Genomic DNA, 14499 nt, shown 5'->3' on the forward strand with positions numbered 1-14499 from the left:
TTGACCGATCCGGTTGAAGTAACACCGCAGGGCACCCGGCGCGCGATCATGCGTGACTGGGTGCCCGAAGTGCCTGTGGCGCTCGAATATAACGGCCTGTCCTATGCGGTGATGATGGCCAGCCCGCAGGATCTGGAAGACTTCTCGATCGGCTTCGCGCTCAGCGAAGGGCTGGCCGCCAGTGCCGCCGAATGCACCGACATCGCCATCGCCGAAGTCGACCAGGGCTGGATCGTGCGCACCGCGTTGTCCGGGCTGGGGGTTGAACGGCTGACCGAACGGGTCCGCACCCGCGTGGCCGAATCCAGCTGCGGGCTGTGCGGGATCGAGAACCTGGCCGAAGTGGCGCGCGCCCTGCCCCCGGTTGCTTCCCACCCGCCGATTGAACCCGCCGCGATCTTTGCCGCGCTGCATGCCCTGCCCGGCCATCAGCCGCTGTCCGGCAAAACCGGCGCGGCCCATGCCGCCGCCTGGGTCGCCGAAGACGGCACGATCGGCTGCGCGCGCGAGGACGTGGGCCGCCACAACGCGATGGACAAGCTGATCGGCGCGATGGCCCGCACCGGACGGACGCTCAGCCCCGGTTTCATCCTGTCGACCGCGCGGTGCAGCTACGAAATCGTCGAAAAGGCGGTCCGCGGCGGCGCGACCACGTTGGTCTGCGTATCATTGCCGACCAGCATGGCGGTTGAGCGCGCGCGCGGCGCAGGGCTCAGCCTGTGGGCGCTGGCCCGCTCGGACAGCGTGCTGCAGGTCTGCTAGCGCGAGAGCAGGAACACCGCGTGTTCGGCGCGCCAGCTGGCCGCCGCCGCGCTGGTCAGCCGGTCGCCCGAGAGGAACCAGGCTCCTTCCACCTTCAGCCCCTTGGCCGCCACCAGATCGCGGAAATCGCTGACCGTGACGTGGTGGATGTTGGGGGTTTCGTACCAGGCGATCGGCAGCAGCCGGGTCACCGGCATGCGCCCATGCCACAGCAGGCTGAGCCGCACCCGCCAGTGCGCGAAGTTGGGGAAGCTGACAAAGGCCTTGCCACCGATCCGCAGCAGTTCATCCAGCACCAGGTCCGGGCGTCTGGTGGTTTGCAGCGTCTGGCTGAGGATCGCGTAATCGACCGCACCGTCCGGATAGAACGACAGGTCGGTATCGGCATCGCCCTGGATCACCGACAGGCCGCGCGCCACGCATTCGGCGACGCCCATCGGATCCAGCTCCATCCCCCGCGCATCGGCCTGGCGGGTGTCGCGCAGCGCCGCCAGCAGATCGCCATCGCCGCAGCCGACGTCGAGCACCTTGCTGCCCGGGGCGACATTGGCGGCAATGATCGCCAGGTCGGGACGCAACTCATTCTGGGGCGCGCTCATTGCAGGAACCCCGCGATCACCCGGTCAAGCGCGGGCACATCCAGCAGGAAGCTGTCATGCCCGAACGGCGCGCTGAGTTCGACAAAGCTGACCGGCGCGCCGACCGCGCTCAGCGCATGGGCGATGGTCCGGCTTTCCGCCGTGGGATAGAGCCAGTCGGTATCGAAGCTGACCAGGCAGAACCGCGCCTTCGTGCCCGCAAAGGCATCGGCCAGCCGCCCGCCGTGTTCTTCGGCCAGGTCGAAATAATCCATCGCCCGAGTGATGTAGAGATAGCTGTTGGCATCAAACCGATCGGTAAAGCTCAGACCCTGGTGGCGCAGATAACTTTCCACCTGGAAATCAGCATCGAAGCCAAAGGTCTTGGCATCGCGGTCCTGCAGCTTGCGGCCGAACTTCTCGTGCATCCCTTCTTCGGAAAGATAGGTGATGTGCGCCGCCATGCGCGCTACTGCCAGGCCGTTTTCGGGGCCCTTGCTGGCCCCGTAATTGCCGTCCTGCCACTTGGGATCGGCCATGATCGCCTGCCGCCCGACTTCGTGAAAGGCGATGTTCTGCGCCGAATGCCGCGCGGTGGAGGCAATCACCAGCACGGCCCGCGCCCGCTCCGGCCAGTTGGCGGCGAGGCTGAGCGCCTGCATCCCGCCCATCGACCCGCCGACCACGGCGTGCAGCTGTTCGATCCCCAGCGCGTCGAGCACCGCCACCTGCGCGCGGACCATGTCGCGGATCGTGATGACCGGGAAACGCATGGCATAGGGCTGGCCATCGGCCGCCATGCTCGCCGGACCGGTCGAGCCATAGCAGCCGCCCAGCACGTTGGCGCAGACCACGAACATGCGGTCGGTATCGATCGGCTTGCCCGGCCCGACCATCCGCACCCACCAGCCCGGCTTGCCGGTCACCGGATGCGGGCTGGCCACGCATTGATCGCCGGTCAGGGCATGGCAGATCAGGATCGCGTTGCTCTTGTCGGCGTTCAGCGTGCCATAGGTTTCATAGGCGATGCGCACGCCGCCAAGCTGCTGCCCGCCATCCAGCGGCAGCGGCTGCGCAAGTTCCAGCACGCGGCTGGCATTCATGATCGCGGCTTGAGACATATTATTGCTCGACTTGGGCGAGCCGGCGCGGCCTGTCAACCAGCGCGGCGCAGCGGCCAAGGATCAAATGCTGTCAAACCGCCCCAAGCCTGCTAAGGGCCACGCGCGATGACCAAGACGCCCACCCCCAAGAGCTGGATCGAGGCGATCCACGCCTATGTCCCCGGCAAGAGCACCGGCGCGGACGGGCGGCCCCTGATCAAGCTGTCCGCGAACGAGAACCCGCTGGGCACCAGCCCGGCGGCGCTGGCCGTGCGCGCGGTTGAACCGTCGCGCTATCCCGATCCCGACAGCAAGGACCTGCGCGCCGGAATCGCCGCGCTGCACGGGCTTGATCCGGCGCTGGTGGTGATGGGTACCGGCTCGGACGAGTTGTTGCACCTCGCCGCGCAGGGCTATGCCGGGCCAGGCGACGAAGTGCTGTTCCCGCGCTATTCCTTCTCGGTCTACGACATTGCCGCGCGGCGCTGCGGGGCAAACCCGGTGGTCGCGCCCGATGCCGATTACGGCACCGATGTCGATGCGCTGCTGGCACTGGTGAGCGAGCGGACCCGCGCGGTATTCATCGCCAATCCCAACAATCCCACCGGTAGCTACCTGGCCAAGGGCGAACTGGCCCGCCTCCACGCAGGCTTGCCCGCCGATGTGCTGCTGGTCGTCGACCAGGCCTACGGCGAATATGTCGCCCCGGAAGACGAGGACGGCGCGATGGACCTGGCCCGGGCCCACGGCAACGTGCTGGTCACCCGGACCTTTTCCAAGATCTATGGCCTGGCGGGCGAACGGATCGGCTGGGCGACCGGCGCCGCGCCGCTGGTCGACACGCTCAACCGCATTCGCGGGCCGTTCAACGTGTCCAACACCGGGCAGGCGATGGGCCTGGCGGCGGTGCACGACCAGGCGTTCGTGGTCCACGCGCGCGAGCATAACCGGGCCGAGCGCGAGCGCTTTGTCGCCGCGCTGAATGCGCTGGGCAACCACGGCCTGCGCCCCCTGCCGAGCGAGGCGAACTTTGTCCTGATCCTGTTCGAGGGCGCACTGACCGCCGAGGCGGCCTACAATGGCCTGGCCGAAGCGGGCTACATCGTGCGCTGGCTGCCGGGCCAGGGACTGCCCCAGGCGCTACGCATCACCATCGGCACGGCCGAGCAGATGGACGCCATTGCCGCCGCACTGCGCACCATGGCGGAGACCGCGAAGTGAGCTTCGGTTCGGTCGCGATCATCGGGCTGGGCCTGCTGGGCGGATCGACCGGGCTGGCGGTGCGGCAATATCTACCCCAATGCGCCACAACCGGCTGGGATGCCAATCCCGAAACCCGCGCCCGCGCGGCTGAGCGCGGCCTGGTGGCGCGGGTCTGCGACACGGCGGGCGAAGCGGTGGCCGATGCCGACCTGGTGATCCTGTGCGTGCCGGTGGGCGCGATGGGCGATGTGGCGCGGCTGATCGCCCCGGCGCTCAAGGCCGATGCGGTGATCAGCGATGTCGGCTCGTCCAAGCAGACCGTGGCCGATGCGCTGGCCCAGGCCCTGCCCGGCATGGCCGTGATCCCCGCCCACCCCGTGGCCGGCACCGAGCGCTCCGGCCCGGATGCCGGGTTTGCCGCCCTGTTCCAGCAGCGCTGGTGCATCATCACTCCGCCAGCCGACGCAGATCCGGCCAAGGTCGAAGCGCTGGGCCAGTTCTGGGAAGCGCTGGGTGCCAAGGTGGAAGTGATGACCCCGCAGCACCATGACATGGTGCTGGCCGTCACCAGCCACCTACCGCACCTGATCGCCTATACCATCGTCGGCACCGCCGATGATCTGGAAGGCGTGACGCAAAGCGAAGTGATCAAGTATTCGGCCGGCGGCTTCCGCGACTTTACCCGCATCGCCGCCAGCGACCCGACGATGTGGCGCGACGTGTTCCTGAGCAACAAGGCCGCGGTGCTCAGCATGCTGCAGCGCTTCACCGAAGACCTGACCGCGCTGCAGCGCGCGATCCGGGTGGGCGACGGCCAGCAATTGTTCGACCACTTCACCCGCACCCGCGACATCCGCCGCTCGATCATCGAGGAAGGGCAGGACGACGCCCGGCCGGACTTCGGCCGCAGCGATCATTCAGCCTAGTCGGTCGGTCAACTCAGCAGGAACGTTCCGGCGACAAGCCACATCACCGCCGTGGACAGCCAGCCCCAGAAGGCCAGTCGGCGGGAAATCGCCAGCTCGCCCATCACTGCCCGGTTGCGCGCGATCAGCATGGTCACCACCATCAGCGGCGGGGCCAGCAGGCCATTGACCACAGCGGCCCAGTAGAGCGCCTTCATCGGATCGATGCCGATGAAGTTGAGCGCGATCCCGCCCGCCGTGGCCAGCGCGATAACGGCATAAAATGCCTTTGCTTCTCGCGGCTTGCGATCCAGACCTTCGACCCATCCGAAAGTCTCGCTCACCGCATAGGCGGCGCTTCCGGCCAGGATCGGCACGGCCAGCAGCCCGGTGCCGATGATCCCGATGGCGAACAGCGCAAAGGCCAGGTCGCCGGCAATCGGGCGCAGCGCTTCGGCCGCCTGGGCAGCGCTGGCGATATCGCGCACACCGTTGGCATGCAGCGTAGCCGCCGTGGCAACGATGATGAACAGCGCAACCAGGTGCGAAAAGCCCATGCCGACGATCGTATCGGTGCGGATCCGCCGCAGTTCCGGCCCCGCCGAGCGCGGCGACACGTGCAACGGCTTGATATGCCGGCGATGCTGCTCTTCCACTTCCTGCCCTGCCTGCCAGAAGAACAGGTAGGGGCTGATCGTCGTGCCGAAGATCGCGACCAGCGCCATGGCGTGTTCGCGGTCCAACGTGAAACGCGGGACCAGGATGTCATAGACCGCGGTGCCCCACGGTACTTCGGCGACGAACACCACCCCGACATAGGAAAACAGCGACAGCGTGGTCCACTTCAGGATGCGGGCATAGCGGTCATAGCTGAGAAACACCTCGAGCAGGACGCTGACCACGCCAAAGCAGACGGTGTAGACCAGCGCCTTGCCCGGCAGCAGCAGCGCCAGGGCCGCGCCCATCGCCCCCAGGTCTGCCCCCAGGTTGATGACATTGGCGATCAGCAGCAGCACCACCACAACCCGCAATACGGCGGGGGGATAGTGCTGGCGCAGGTTCTGGGCGATGCCACGTCCGGTGGTCGCCCCGATCCGCGCGCAGATTGCCTGGATCGAGGCGAGCAGCGGAAAACCGAAGAACATCGTCCAGGCCAGGCCAAAGCCAAACTGCGCGCCGACCTGGCTGTAAGTGCCAATCCCGCTGGGATCGTCATCCGCCGCGCCGGTGACCAGCCCCGGCCCCAGCACTTCGCCGACCGAGCGCTTCATTTCGGCTGGGCTCACGCCGAAGTTACCGGATTGAGCGCGTTGATCGCGGCCTGCACGCGCGCCTCAACCTCCTCGCGCGGGAGACCGGGCGTGATCGGCTCGGCAAAGCGATAGGTGATGACCCCGGGCCGCTTCAGCCAGCGATGATAAGGCGGGCCGGAATCCACCGCCACGGCCACCACCGGAAAGCCCAGCAGCTTGTAAAGCCCGGCAAAGCCTGCCTGCAACGGAGCGTGGGTGCCGTGCGGCACGCGGGTTCCTTCGGGAAAGATCACCAGCGGCCGTCCCTCGGCTGCCATGGCCCGCGCCGCGCTCAACATCGCGCGCAGGGCCTTGGCGCCTTGGTCACGCTCGACCTGGACCACGCCGAACCGGCTTGCGGCCGTGCCCCACAGCGGGATGCGCAGCAGTTCCGCCTTGGCGAAGACCGACGGCAGATGGAACAGGCCGGGCATGTCGATCGCTTCGTAGAAGCTTTCGTGCTTGATCGCATAAAGCACTTGCCCATCAGGCATTTCGCCTTCGATCCTGAGCTGGATGCCCAGGATCACCCGCGCGCACCAGCGGTGCCAGCGCGACCAATCGCCGACCAGCTTCTGAAAGTGCCGGCGCGAGCCCAGCGACACCAGCAGCACCGATCCGACGACGTGCCAGATCGAGCCGATGTAGAAGACCGGATAGAACAACAGGTTGCGCAGCAACAGCACGAGGGTCAGCCTCCCCACAGCCCGGCGATCCACCGGGCCAGCAATTTGTGATATTCGGTGAACAGGGTGCGCCAGCTCGGCTGGGTTGGCACCGCGTCTTCCACTACCTCGACCCCTTGGGGCAAATGGCGCCGCAATTCCAGCACCGCGCGGCGCATGTGCCAGTCATTCGTCACCAGGCGCAGCGAGCGCACGTCCTGCGCGCGCACCCAGGCGCCGGTTTCGAGCCCGTTCGACCGGGTATCAACCGCCTGGAACCCCAGGGTCACGCAGCAGGCCATCAGCGCCGAGCGCACCTTGTATTCCACCGCGAATTCGTGCGGCTTGACCTGCTTGCCCACGCCAGACACGAACAGGCGTTCGGCATAGCCTTCGCGCAGCACCTGGACCCCGCGCACCACCCGCCCGGTTCCGCCGGTCAGCACCACCACCGCATCGGTCCGCTGCTCGCCGGCAGGTTGGGGCAGCGCCATGGAAAACCAGACGAAGCCGAGCGCCCAGGCGATCAGGATGGTGGCGGCGACCCGGCGCAGCACGGCGCTACAGCATTCGCCGCAGGGTGCGCAGCACGGTGATCCGCGCCGTGATCATCGCCAACGCAACCCCGGCCAGCGGAACCAGCGCCAGCAGCACCCAGTCAAGCCAGGCCAGCGCGCCGCTGTTGACCAGTCCCGCGCCAAGATCCGCGAACCGCTGCCCCAGGAACAGCACCACGACCATGCCCAGCCCCAGTCCCAGCGCCCCGCCGCCGACCGCCTCGAACCCGATCGAGCGCTGGAAGATGCGGGCGATCTGCACGTCGGTGCCGCCCAGCAGGTGGACAATCTCGATCGTGTCGCGGTTGGCTCCCAGCGCCGTGCGCACCGCCAGCAGCACCGCCGCCGACATCGCAAAGGCCAGCAGGCCGACCAGGGCGAGCGACAGCCATTGCAGCGAATCGATCGCACCGAATACGGGCTTCAGCCAGCTGGACTGCGCATCGACCCGCGCGGACGGCGCGACTTCGCGCACCGAGCGGCGCAGCGCACCGAGCACTTCGGCATCGACCGGATCGCGCAGCCGCGCATCGACCAGCGCCGGCACCGGGATCGCATCGTCCCCGTCAATGCGCGCGCCCAGCCACGGCTCGATCAGGCGCTGAACCTCGTCCGGGGCGACCACGTGGGCCTCGGTCACGCCCGGGGTCTGGCGCAGGCGCTGGGCCGCAGCCTCGGCCTGGCGGGCGCGCAGCTCGGAATTGGCCTCGACCACCTGCACGGTCACGCCGCCGGACAGCTCGTCCGACGCGCTGCGCGCCGTGTTGCTGAACGACAGCCCGGCCGCCGCAGCAATCACCGTCAGCGCCACCATGATCGCGATCACCCACGGCGTCGGCCCCGAAAGACGCGCCTGCGGGATCAGTTCACTGCCGCCCTGCCCGGTCAGGCTGCGCCAGCGCTGGGCAAAGGAACCTTCGGATTGCGAGGAAAACAGGCCCACGGCGCTCACCCCCTCGCCACGTGGGGACGCGGCGGATAGCGCAGCGCCCCGGTCGGATCGCTGAGCCGCCCCTTGTCGAGCCGCATGATCAGCGAATCCGGCACCTTCTTGAGCAGGTGGACGTCGTGGGTGGCCACCACCACGGTCGTGCCCAGCCGGTTCATCGCTTCGAACAATCGCAGCAGCTTTATCGCCATGTCCGGATCGACGTTGCCGGTCGGCTCGTCCGCGACCAGCATTTCCGGGCGGCCGATCACCGCACGGGCAATCGCCACGCGCTGCTGTTCCCCACCGGACAGCTGGGCCGGCTGGGCATGCATCCGGTCGGCCAGGCCAACCCATTCGAGCATGTCGGCCACCGGCTTGGCCAGTTCCCGCTCGGTCACGCCGGCCACGCGTAGCGGCAGCGCGACGTTGTCATAGGCGGACAGGTGCGGCACCAGGCGAAAGTCCTGGAACACCACCCCCAGGCGGCGACGCAGCATCGGCAGGCGTTCGCGCGGCAGGGTGATCGCATCGGTCCCGAACATGCGGATCGCCCCGCGCGAGGGGCGCTGGGCCAGGTACAGCAGCTTGAGCAGCGAGGTCTTTCCCGCACCGCTGGCGCCGGTCAGGAAATAGAAGCTGCCGGGATAGAGCGTGAAGGACACGTCGCTCAGCACCTCGCGGTCGGTGCCGTAACGCAGGCCGACATTGTCGAACTGGACGATTTCCCCGGCGGCGGTCATGGTCATGGGCGGGTACAGGGTCCAGTCAGCGGCAAATGTGCGTCGCGGGGCTATAGCGGCCAATCCATGTGGAAAAAAGCCTCTGCACGCGGCTGTCGACGGGCCGGGCTATTGCCGCGGCGCACAACATGATTAACGGTGCTATCATGATCATCTCCTGCCCAGCCTGCGCCACCCGCTATGTCGTGCCGGACAGCGCCGTCGGAGTCGACGGCCGCACCGTGCGCTGCGCGAAGTGCCGCCACAGCTGGTTCCAGGAAGGTCCGCGGATCGAGCCCCCGGCCGCGCCCGCAGTGCCACCCCAGCCTCAGCCGGAACCGCGCCAGGCCCCTGAACCCGAAGCAACGCCGGTTGAAAAGGCTCCGCCGTTTGAGCAGGCCCCAGCGGAAACACCACCTCCACCCCCGCGAATGACCGCGGTCGAGGACGAAGCCGGCATCGCCGCCCCGCCCGTCTCGTTCGCCCAGCCTGACGAAGCCGAGCCGGCCGCCCCGCCGCCCGTTTCCTTTGCCCGGGCCGAGGATGAAGGTGCCGAGGCCGACAGCGTGCCGATCCCGCCGCCGCCGCTGCGCGGCGACGAGGATCTGCCGCCAGTGCCGGTTCAGGCCGACCCGGCCAATGGCTCGGATTACGATCAGGCGCCGTCGACTTTCGACTATGAACCCCCATTCCGGCCCCGCCGCAATCCTGCCAGGATGTGGACCATTGCCGCCCTGCTGTTCGCCGTGGTTGCCCTTGGCGCGGTTGGCGCCACCGCGTGGTACGGTCTGCCGGACTGGATGCCGTTCTCCAAGCCGGTCTTTGCCGAAGACCAGCCCGGCCTGAAGCTCGATTTCCCTGAAAAGCGGCAGGATCGCCGCCAGTTGGCCAACGGCACCTGGTTCTTCGGGATCAACGGTTCGGTCACCAACATTTCGCAAAGCCAGCGCAGCGTGCCAGCCGTGCTGGTTGTGCTGCGCGATGCGCGCGGCCGGATCGTCCACCGCGCCGAACTGCGCCCGGCCAAGCGTGTGCTGGCGCCGGGCGAGAGCGTGGCGATCTATGAAGCGCTTGTGCCCGTCCCCAAGAGCGGGGTGAAGGCCGAATTCGGCTGGAAGCCCGGCTGACCCCGATGCCTTATTGATATTCGATGAAGTGCCGCCCATCGCGGGTCTGGCTGACCACGCGCAAGGGGCCGGGGCTGTTTTCGCGCGCAGCATTGGTCACGGGTTCAAGGATCACGACCGTAGCGATTGCTGCGATCCGCGCCTCCCCTTGCCGCGCCCCGCCGATCCCGGAAGGGGCCGCCATCGGAGACACGGCGGCGGCGGGACCGCCAAGTGCGACGCAAAGGGCCAGTGCAGCCAACATCCCACAGGGTAAAGGCCCGTTCGCGCCGCGGCGCAATCCGCGCAAACGCCTATACAGGGGTGAAACACGGTTAGAACGCTTGCAGGGGCCCCGCCCCTTTGCTAAGGGCGCGCTCCTACCCCCCCCGGGGCGGCCCGAATCCTAGCGATTTCGCCGTCCTGTTGATTTAGCGGTCGTGGCGGAACTGGTAGACGCGCAACGTTGAGGTCGTTGTGGGCGAAAGCCCGTGGAAGTTCGAGTCTTCTCGACCGCACCAATCAGTCTGACAAGGTAACAGATTTTCGCCTCCGGGCGGACTGCGCCTGTGGAATGGCCTGTGGAATGGCGCAGTTCCGCAGGGTTTGGCGGCGCATCAAAACCTAGGTGAAGCTAGAGACTCTCTGCCCGGCGGCGGCAGAGGGCAAAAATATGCCGGATTCTCTGCCCGCGAGAACCCGGCTTCACCTCACTTTGCTGGTTGATTGGCCGATCAGGCAGCGAGACCGAACTGGCGCTCCTGCTCGGCCCAGTCGATCGGCATATCGCAGATCAGGAGGGCGCGCCGGGTTAGCCCCTTGGGCTGGGTGCCGGTGGCGATTGCTTCGATAATCCTTGGGCTCATCCAGGAGAGCCGCAGCAGTCTTGTCAGCTGGGTCCGGCACCGCCCTTCCCGCTTGGCGAGTTGGGCAAGGCTCAACTCGGGCGATTCCAGGACGAGGCGCTGCGCCGCCATAGCATCAGCGATGAGGCCAAGCAGCTCATTGGATGCTGGTTTGTGATCGGACCCGCTATCGATTCGAAGGCGGGCTTCCCTGAACGGGCGCCGCACTGGAAGCGGGATAGACAAGGCCCAGCCTGCATCCAACGCGATGCTCAGCACACTGGAACTGAGTTTAACCGCGATGTCCCGTTCCTCAATCATGATCGAGGAGACGAAGCTCCGCACTGCATGTTCGATCTTCCCAGTCTCGCGCAGTTGCAGGGCAAGGAGGTGGGCGGTCGCGAACATGGTGCGCAAGGTACCTGCGTCCTCGATGCCGGACAGGCGCCGGAGGGCATGCTCGTCGTTCAGGAGTTGCTCGAGATGCGTAATTAGGTGCTGCTCGAGATGGCCACGCTGGAACCGGATTCCCGGCGGATCGCCGGGCCGGGACAGGTCTTTGCGGGTCTCGTAGTATGCATAGCGCTTGATCTTGCTCGAGCCATAGGTCGGGACCATCGGCCGTCCGAGCGGGTCGATGATGAGACCCCGCAGCATCGCCCGCTGCGGCTCATTGGTCGGGCGCTTTCTTGGCGGTGCCTTCTCGGCGAGGTACATCTGCACCCGCTCCCACAAATCCTCATCAACGATCGGCTCTTGCTCGCCATCGTAGACCTTGCCCTTGTGAACAATCTTGCCGCGATAGATCGGGTTCTTGAGCAGATGGAACAGGCTGCCCCGGGCGAACGGGATGCCACCGCGGTGCGGGCCGCTGGCGCGATGCTGGACCTTGGTGACAACGCCTTCGGCGCGAAGGATCTCGATCAGGGCTGGAACATTTCTGACCTCGAGGTAGCGCTGCATAATCGCGCGCACCCGCTCGGCTTCTTCCGGCACCGGGACCAGCTTACGCTCGACGACCTGGTAGCCGAGCGGTACCGGCCCGCCCATCCAGATGCCCTTCTTCTTGGAGGCGGCGATTTTGTCGCGGATACGCTCGCCCGTGACCTCGCGCTCGAACTGGGCGAACGACAGCAGCACGTTGAGGGTTAGCCGGCCCATAGAGGTCGTGGTGTTGAAGGCTTGAGTGACCGACACAAAGCTGGCCTCTTTTGCATCGAGCCGCTCGACGATCTTGGCGAAGTCAGCAAGGCTGCGGGTCAGGCGGTCAACCTTGTAGACGACGATGACGTCGACCAGTCCTGCATCGACATCGGCCAGCAGCGCCTTGAGGCCAGGTCGCTCCATATTGCCGCCTGAGAACCCGCCATCGTCGTACCTGTTCGGCACCAGAGTCCAGCCTTCGTGGCGCTGGCTGGTGATATAGGCTTCGCAGGCCTCGCGCTGGGCATCGAGGCTGTTGAACTCCTGCTCAAGCCCATCCTCGGTCGACTTGCGGGTATAGACCGCGCAGCGGAGCGCCTTCACGGCTTCCTCTTCCGCTCGGCAAGGCCGAAGAACAGCGGGCCGTTCCACTGGTTACCGGTGATGGCCTTGGCGATGGCAGTAAGCGACTTCCAGTGCTTGCCATCGTACTCGAAGCCGTCCTCCAGCACGATCACGGTGTGGCCGACCCCGTGCCAGTCGCGGACCAGGCGGGTTCCTAGGGTGAGCTTGCGGGGAAGCGGCTTCTTCTCACCGGCCTCCCCTTCGCTAACTGCGACCTGCCGAAGCAGCGTCCGGGTCGAGCGACTGATCCCGCCCAGACGCTGCTCCTGCAGCTTGTAGCCAATCCCCAAGCGCAGGAGTTCAGGCGAGAGCGCCGGAGAAGGCGCGCCATAGCGGCGCGCCCACTCGGCCTTGAGGTCCTCGGCGGGCAATTCAGCCAGCCGCCCGAGGCTCATGTAAGGCCTGCGTCCCATCAGGGCCCCACCACGCGGTAGATGCGGCCCTGCCCTTCGACCTTGTCGCTGGTGACTGCGTGGCCCTTCTTCTTGAGGCCCGTCAGCGCTGCGCGGGTGGTATGCGGTAGCCATCCGGTTGCGACCGCCAGTTGGTCGACGGTTGCTCCTTCTTGTCGCTGGAGCATGCCAAGCACGAGGCTCGTCTTGCTCTCCCGCTTGGGCGTGGCCTTGTTGGCCTCTTCGGGCTTTGGTTCGCGGGCCATCTTGCGCGGGCGCTTGGTGGCTAGCTTGGTGTCGGCATTGGCAATCATGGGTGGTTCTCCATGCGGAGCAGCGACCATCGCCGCTCCCACCACCCAAAGCCCTGCCGGTCGCGCCGGTTAGGGCTGCGCCAACCTAAGAGGGCCGCGTTTCACTGACAGCACCCATGCTTGCACAGACTGTTAAGTCCAATGGAATGTCTGCTCTGTTCGACGATGAGGCCTGTCCGGATTGCTGTCGTCAGCCTACATTAGCGCAGGTTCGTTCAGCTCGCCGGATAGATTGCCGGCGGACTGAGCCAGTCGACCGGAACGAGCTTATCGTCGCCGCGCCAATCCTGGATCCTCGTTACGCCAAGTATTTCGCCCCAAACGTCGGGCCCGGCATGATCCAGTACGATTACCTGAAGTCTTCCCGCCGCCCGCGTCACCTCAGCGCCAAGAGCTTCAAACACTGCGCGGATGGCTGCCTTGATCTGGTATGCAATGGACCTGACTTCGCGTTCGGCAAGCTCGGCCTTGAGCAGCTGGGAGAGGATCGGAACCGTGGCATCGAAGGCAGGTGCACCCTGCTCGACGAGGTCGCTGACAGCCTGAGCCATGCCGTACATCTTGAGTGCGCGTAGCATGACCACGACGGCGGCACTGGCGGGATCATGACGCATGACGCAGGTCCTTGTTCCGCAGTGTGTCGTAGCGCGCGACGTTGGCCTTGGGCTCGCGCCGCAGGATCAGGGCCTGCGGAGCATCGATCCTTGGCGGCGTAGCGTCCTTGCCGTCGAGCAGGCGGTGCAGGATGTTGAGGATATGAGTCTTGGTCGGCACGTCGGCGTCGAGCGCCAGTTCCACGGCACACAGCACGGCTTGTTCGTCATGGTGCAGGACCAGCGATAGTACCTCCACCATCTCCCGGTCGCCGCCGGGATGCCGCAGAAGATGGCCCTGCAGTTGCCGGAACGCTGTCGGCATCTCGGTGAAGGGAGCGCCGTTGCGCAGGGCACCGGGCTTGCGCTGGATCACCGCGAGGTAATGCCGCCAGTCATAGATCGTCCGTCCCGGCTGATCATGGGATCGCTGGATTACCCGTTCATGTTCGCACAGGATCTGCCCTTCGGCCGCGACGACAATGCGTTCGGGGTAGATCCGCACGCTGATCATCGCCCAGTCCTCGCTCCAGTCGAACTGGAATGCCTCGCCTGGCTGGAACACCAACGGCACGAAAGTGCCGCGCCCGCTGGTCTGGGCGTCGCGTTGGCGGTCGGCCTTCCAAACCCGTACGAACGCGGCAACGCGGTTGTAGGAACCGTCGTAGCCCAGAACCACGAGATCCGCGTGCATCTGCTTGGCCGTGCGCCGCTGCTTGCGCGACTTGCTGGCTTCTATCCGCAGCCAAGCTGACAGCTTCTCCGCAAACGGGTCCAGCTTGCTCGGCCGCGCTGGAACCTTGAACTTCGGCTCGACCGTATCCGCACGCAGGTATTTGCGGATCGTGTTACGCGACAATCGCTAGCGTCCGCGCTCGTGGTGTAATTTCCGGTGTATGTGACGGTGTATTCCGGGGTGGGGCATGCCCCACCCCGGAATGCGGCGTCGCTGGTGGCCACCGGGCTCATCGTTATGGTGGAGTTTG

16 protein-coding genes, 1 tRNA gene and 2 pseudogenes are annotated in these 14499 nt (G+C 66.4%); 6 read left to right on the forward strand and 13 right to left on the reverse strand.

Annotation, left to right across the window (positions count from 1 at the left end; genetic code table 11):
- Window positions 1-762, forward strand: a complete 762-nt coding sequence (gene fdhD / locus ACE3N9_RS15135; protein WP_374285041.1) for a formate dehydrogenase accessory sulfurtransferase FdhD — start codon at window positions 1-3, stop codon at window positions 760-762.
- Here fdhD and metW read toward each other — a convergent pair.
- A complete protein-coding gene (gene metW / locus ACE3N9_RS15140) occupies window positions 759-1361 on the reverse strand; it encodes a methionine biosynthesis protein MetW (RefSeq protein ID WP_374285043.1) in 603 nt (200 codons plus the stop codon). The genes fdhD and metW overlap by 4 nt on opposite strands.
- Window positions 1358-2461: a homoserine O-acetyltransferase gene (locus ACE3N9_RS15145; protein WP_374285045.1), complete on the reverse strand. Its 1104-nt coding sequence runs from the start codon at window positions 2459-2461 to the stop codon at window positions 1358-1360. The genes metW and ACE3N9_RS15145 overlap by 4 nt, the downstream gene beginning before the upstream one ends.
- Window positions 2462-2569: 108 nt before the next feature.
- Between ACE3N9_RS15145 and hisC the strand changes: the two genes are divergently transcribed.
- Complete coding sequence (gene hisC, locus ACE3N9_RS15150) at window positions 2570-3664, forward strand: histidinol-phosphate transaminase (RefSeq protein ID WP_374285046.1); 1095 nt, start codon at window positions 2570-2572, stop codon at window positions 3662-3664.
- Window positions 3661-4572, forward strand: a complete 912-nt coding sequence (locus ACE3N9_RS15155; protein ID WP_374285048.1) for a prephenate/arogenate dehydrogenase family protein — start codon at window positions 3661-3663, stop codon at window positions 4570-4572. The genes hisC and ACE3N9_RS15155 overlap by 4 nt, the downstream gene beginning before the upstream one ends.
- 8 nt (window positions 4573-4580) lie before the next feature.
- Here the strand turns inward: ACE3N9_RS15155 and ACE3N9_RS15160 are convergent, their stop codons facing one another.
- The 5 genes from ACE3N9_RS15160 to ftsE are packed head-to-tail and all read right to left on the reverse strand — an operon-like array spanning window position 4581 to window position 8736.
- Window positions 4581-5837 carry an NRAMP family divalent metal transporter gene (locus ACE3N9_RS15160; protein ID WP_374285050.1) on the reverse strand — a complete coding sequence of 419 codons (1257 nt, stop codon included), beginning with the start codon at window positions 5835-5837 and terminating at the stop codon, window positions 4581-4583.
- The gene (locus ACE3N9_RS15165) at window positions 5834-6529 is read right to left on the reverse strand and encodes a lysophospholipid acyltransferase family protein (RefSeq protein WP_374285052.1); all 696 of its coding nucleotides are present in this window, start codon (window positions 6527-6529) and stop codon (window positions 5834-5836) included. The genes ACE3N9_RS15160 and ACE3N9_RS15165 overlap by 4 nt, the downstream gene beginning before the upstream one ends.
- 5 nt (window positions 6530-6534) lie before the next feature.
- The gene (locus tag ACE3N9_RS15170; RefSeq protein ID WP_374285054.1) at window positions 6535-7065 is read right to left on the reverse strand and encodes a YdcF family protein; all 531 of its coding nucleotides are present in this window, start codon (window positions 7063-7065) and stop codon (window positions 6535-6537) included.
- A gap of 4 nt (window positions 7066-7069) precedes the next feature.
- Window positions 7070-8008, reverse strand: coding sequence for a cell division protein FtsX (locus tag ACE3N9_RS15175; RefSeq protein WP_374285056.1), 939 nt, complete (start codon window positions 8006-8008; stop codon window positions 7070-7072).
- 5 nt (window positions 8009-8013) lie between these two features.
- A complete protein-coding gene (ftsE, locus tag ACE3N9_RS15180; protein ID WP_374285070.1) occupies window positions 8014-8736 on the reverse strand; it encodes a cell division ATP-binding protein FtsE in 723 nt (240 codons plus the stop codon).
- 146 nt (window positions 8737-8882) lie between these two features.
- Between ftsE and ACE3N9_RS15185 the strand changes: the two are divergent.
- Both ACE3N9_RS15185 and ACE3N9_RS15190 read left to right on the forward strand, forming a co-directional pair.
- A pseudogene (locus tag ACE3N9_RS15185) lies at window positions 8883-8978 on the forward strand (MJ0042-type zinc finger domain-containing protein); the annotation flags it as partial.
- A gap of 168 nt (window positions 8979-9146) precedes the next feature.
- Complete coding sequence (locus ACE3N9_RS15190; RefSeq protein WP_374285072.1) at window positions 9147-9842, forward strand: thioredoxin; 696 nt, start codon at window positions 9147-9149, stop codon at window positions 9840-9842.
- A 10-nt stretch (window positions 9843-9852) separates the two neighbouring features.
- Here ACE3N9_RS15190 and ACE3N9_RS15195 read toward each other — a convergent pair whose 3' ends face one another.
- Window positions 9853-10026: a hypothetical protein gene (locus ACE3N9_RS15195; RefSeq protein WP_374285058.1), complete on the reverse strand. Its 174-nt coding sequence runs from the start codon at window positions 10024-10026 to the stop codon at window positions 9853-9855.
- A gap of 229 nt (window positions 10027-10255) precedes the next feature.
- On the opposite strand from ACE3N9_RS15195, the gene ACE3N9_RS15200 reads away from it, so the two are divergent.
- Window positions 10256-10342, forward strand: a tRNA-Leu gene (locus ACE3N9_RS15200).
- A 213-nt stretch (window positions 10343-10555) separates the two neighbouring features.
- Here the strand turns inward: ACE3N9_RS15200 and ACE3N9_RS15205 are convergent.
- The 5 genes and pseudogenes from ACE3N9_RS15205 to ACE3N9_RS15225 form a co-directional block, all read right to left on the reverse strand.
- The gene (locus ACE3N9_RS15205) at window positions 10556-12193 is read right to left on the reverse strand and encodes a recombinase family protein (protein WP_374285060.1); all 1638 of its coding nucleotides are present in this window, start codon (window positions 12191-12193) and stop codon (window positions 10556-10558) included.
- Entirely contained in the window at window positions 12190-12609 is a 420-nt protein-coding gene (locus ACE3N9_RS15210) for a DUF2924 domain-containing protein (protein WP_374285062.1), read from the reverse strand. The genes ACE3N9_RS15205 and ACE3N9_RS15210 overlap by 4 nt, the downstream gene beginning before the upstream one ends.
- Window positions 12610-12626: 17 nt before the next feature.
- Window positions 12627-12920 (reverse strand): DUF3489 domain-containing protein, encoded by a 294-nt coding sequence (locus ACE3N9_RS15215; protein ID WP_374285064.1) that lies wholly within the window; start codon window positions 12918-12920, stop codon window positions 12627-12629.
- A 215-nt stretch (window positions 12921-13135) separates the two neighbouring features.
- The gene (locus ACE3N9_RS15220; protein WP_374285066.1) at window positions 13136-13534 is read right to left on the reverse strand and encodes a DUF3732 domain-containing protein; all 399 of its coding nucleotides are present in this window, start codon (window positions 13532-13534) and stop codon (window positions 13136-13138) included.
- Window positions 13524-14372: pseudogene (locus ACE3N9_RS15225) on the reverse strand (IS21 family transposase); the annotation flags it as partial. The pseudogene ACE3N9_RS15225 and the gene ACE3N9_RS15220, both read right to left, overlap by 11 nt.
- Between the last annotated feature and the right edge of the window lie 127 nt (window positions 14373-14499).

Source organism: Novosphingobium sp. (assembly GCF_041905565.1).
Taxonomy (GTDB): domain Bacteria; phylum Pseudomonadota; class Alphaproteobacteria; order Sphingomonadales; family Sphingomonadaceae; genus Novosphingobium.

Excerpts from the sequence above, each read along its gene's own strand:
- metW (WP_374285043.1), bottom strand. The coding sequence starts at position 1,361 with ATGAGCGCGCCCCAGAATGAGTTGCGTCCCGACCTGGCGATCATTGCC.
- ACE3N9_RS15145 (WP_374285045.1), bottom strand. The coding sequence starts at position 2,461 with ATGTCTCAAGCCGCGATCATGAATGCCAGCCGCGTGCTGGAACTTGCG.
- hisC (WP_374285046.1), top strand. The coding sequence starts at position 2,570 with ATGACCAAGACGCCCACCCCCAAGAGCTGGATCGAGGCGATCCACGCC.
- ftsE (WP_374285070.1), bottom strand. The coding sequence starts at position 8,736 with ATGACCGCCGCCGGGGAAATCGTCCAGTTCGACAATGTCGGCCTGCGT.
- ACE3N9_RS15190 (WP_374285072.1), top strand. The coding sequence starts at position 9,147 with ATGACCGCGGTCGAGGACGAAGCCGGCATCGCCGCCCCGCCCGTCTCG.
- ACE3N9_RS15195 (WP_374285058.1), bottom strand. The coding sequence starts at position 10,026 with ATGGCGGCCCCTTCCGGGATCGGCGGGGCGCGGCAAGGGGAGGCGCGG.
- ACE3N9_RS15210 (WP_374285062.1), bottom strand. The coding sequence starts at position 12,609 with ATGAGCCTCGGGCGGCTGGCTGAATTGCCCGCCGAGGACCTCAAGGCC.
- ACE3N9_RS15215 (WP_374285064.1), bottom strand. The coding sequence starts at position 12,920 with ATGATTGCCAATGCCGACACCAAGCTAGCCACCAAGCGCCCGCGCAAG.
- ACE3N9_RS15220 (WP_374285066.1), bottom strand. The coding sequence starts at position 13,534 with ATGCGTCATGATCCCGCCAGTGCCGCCGTCGTGGTCATGCTACGCGCA.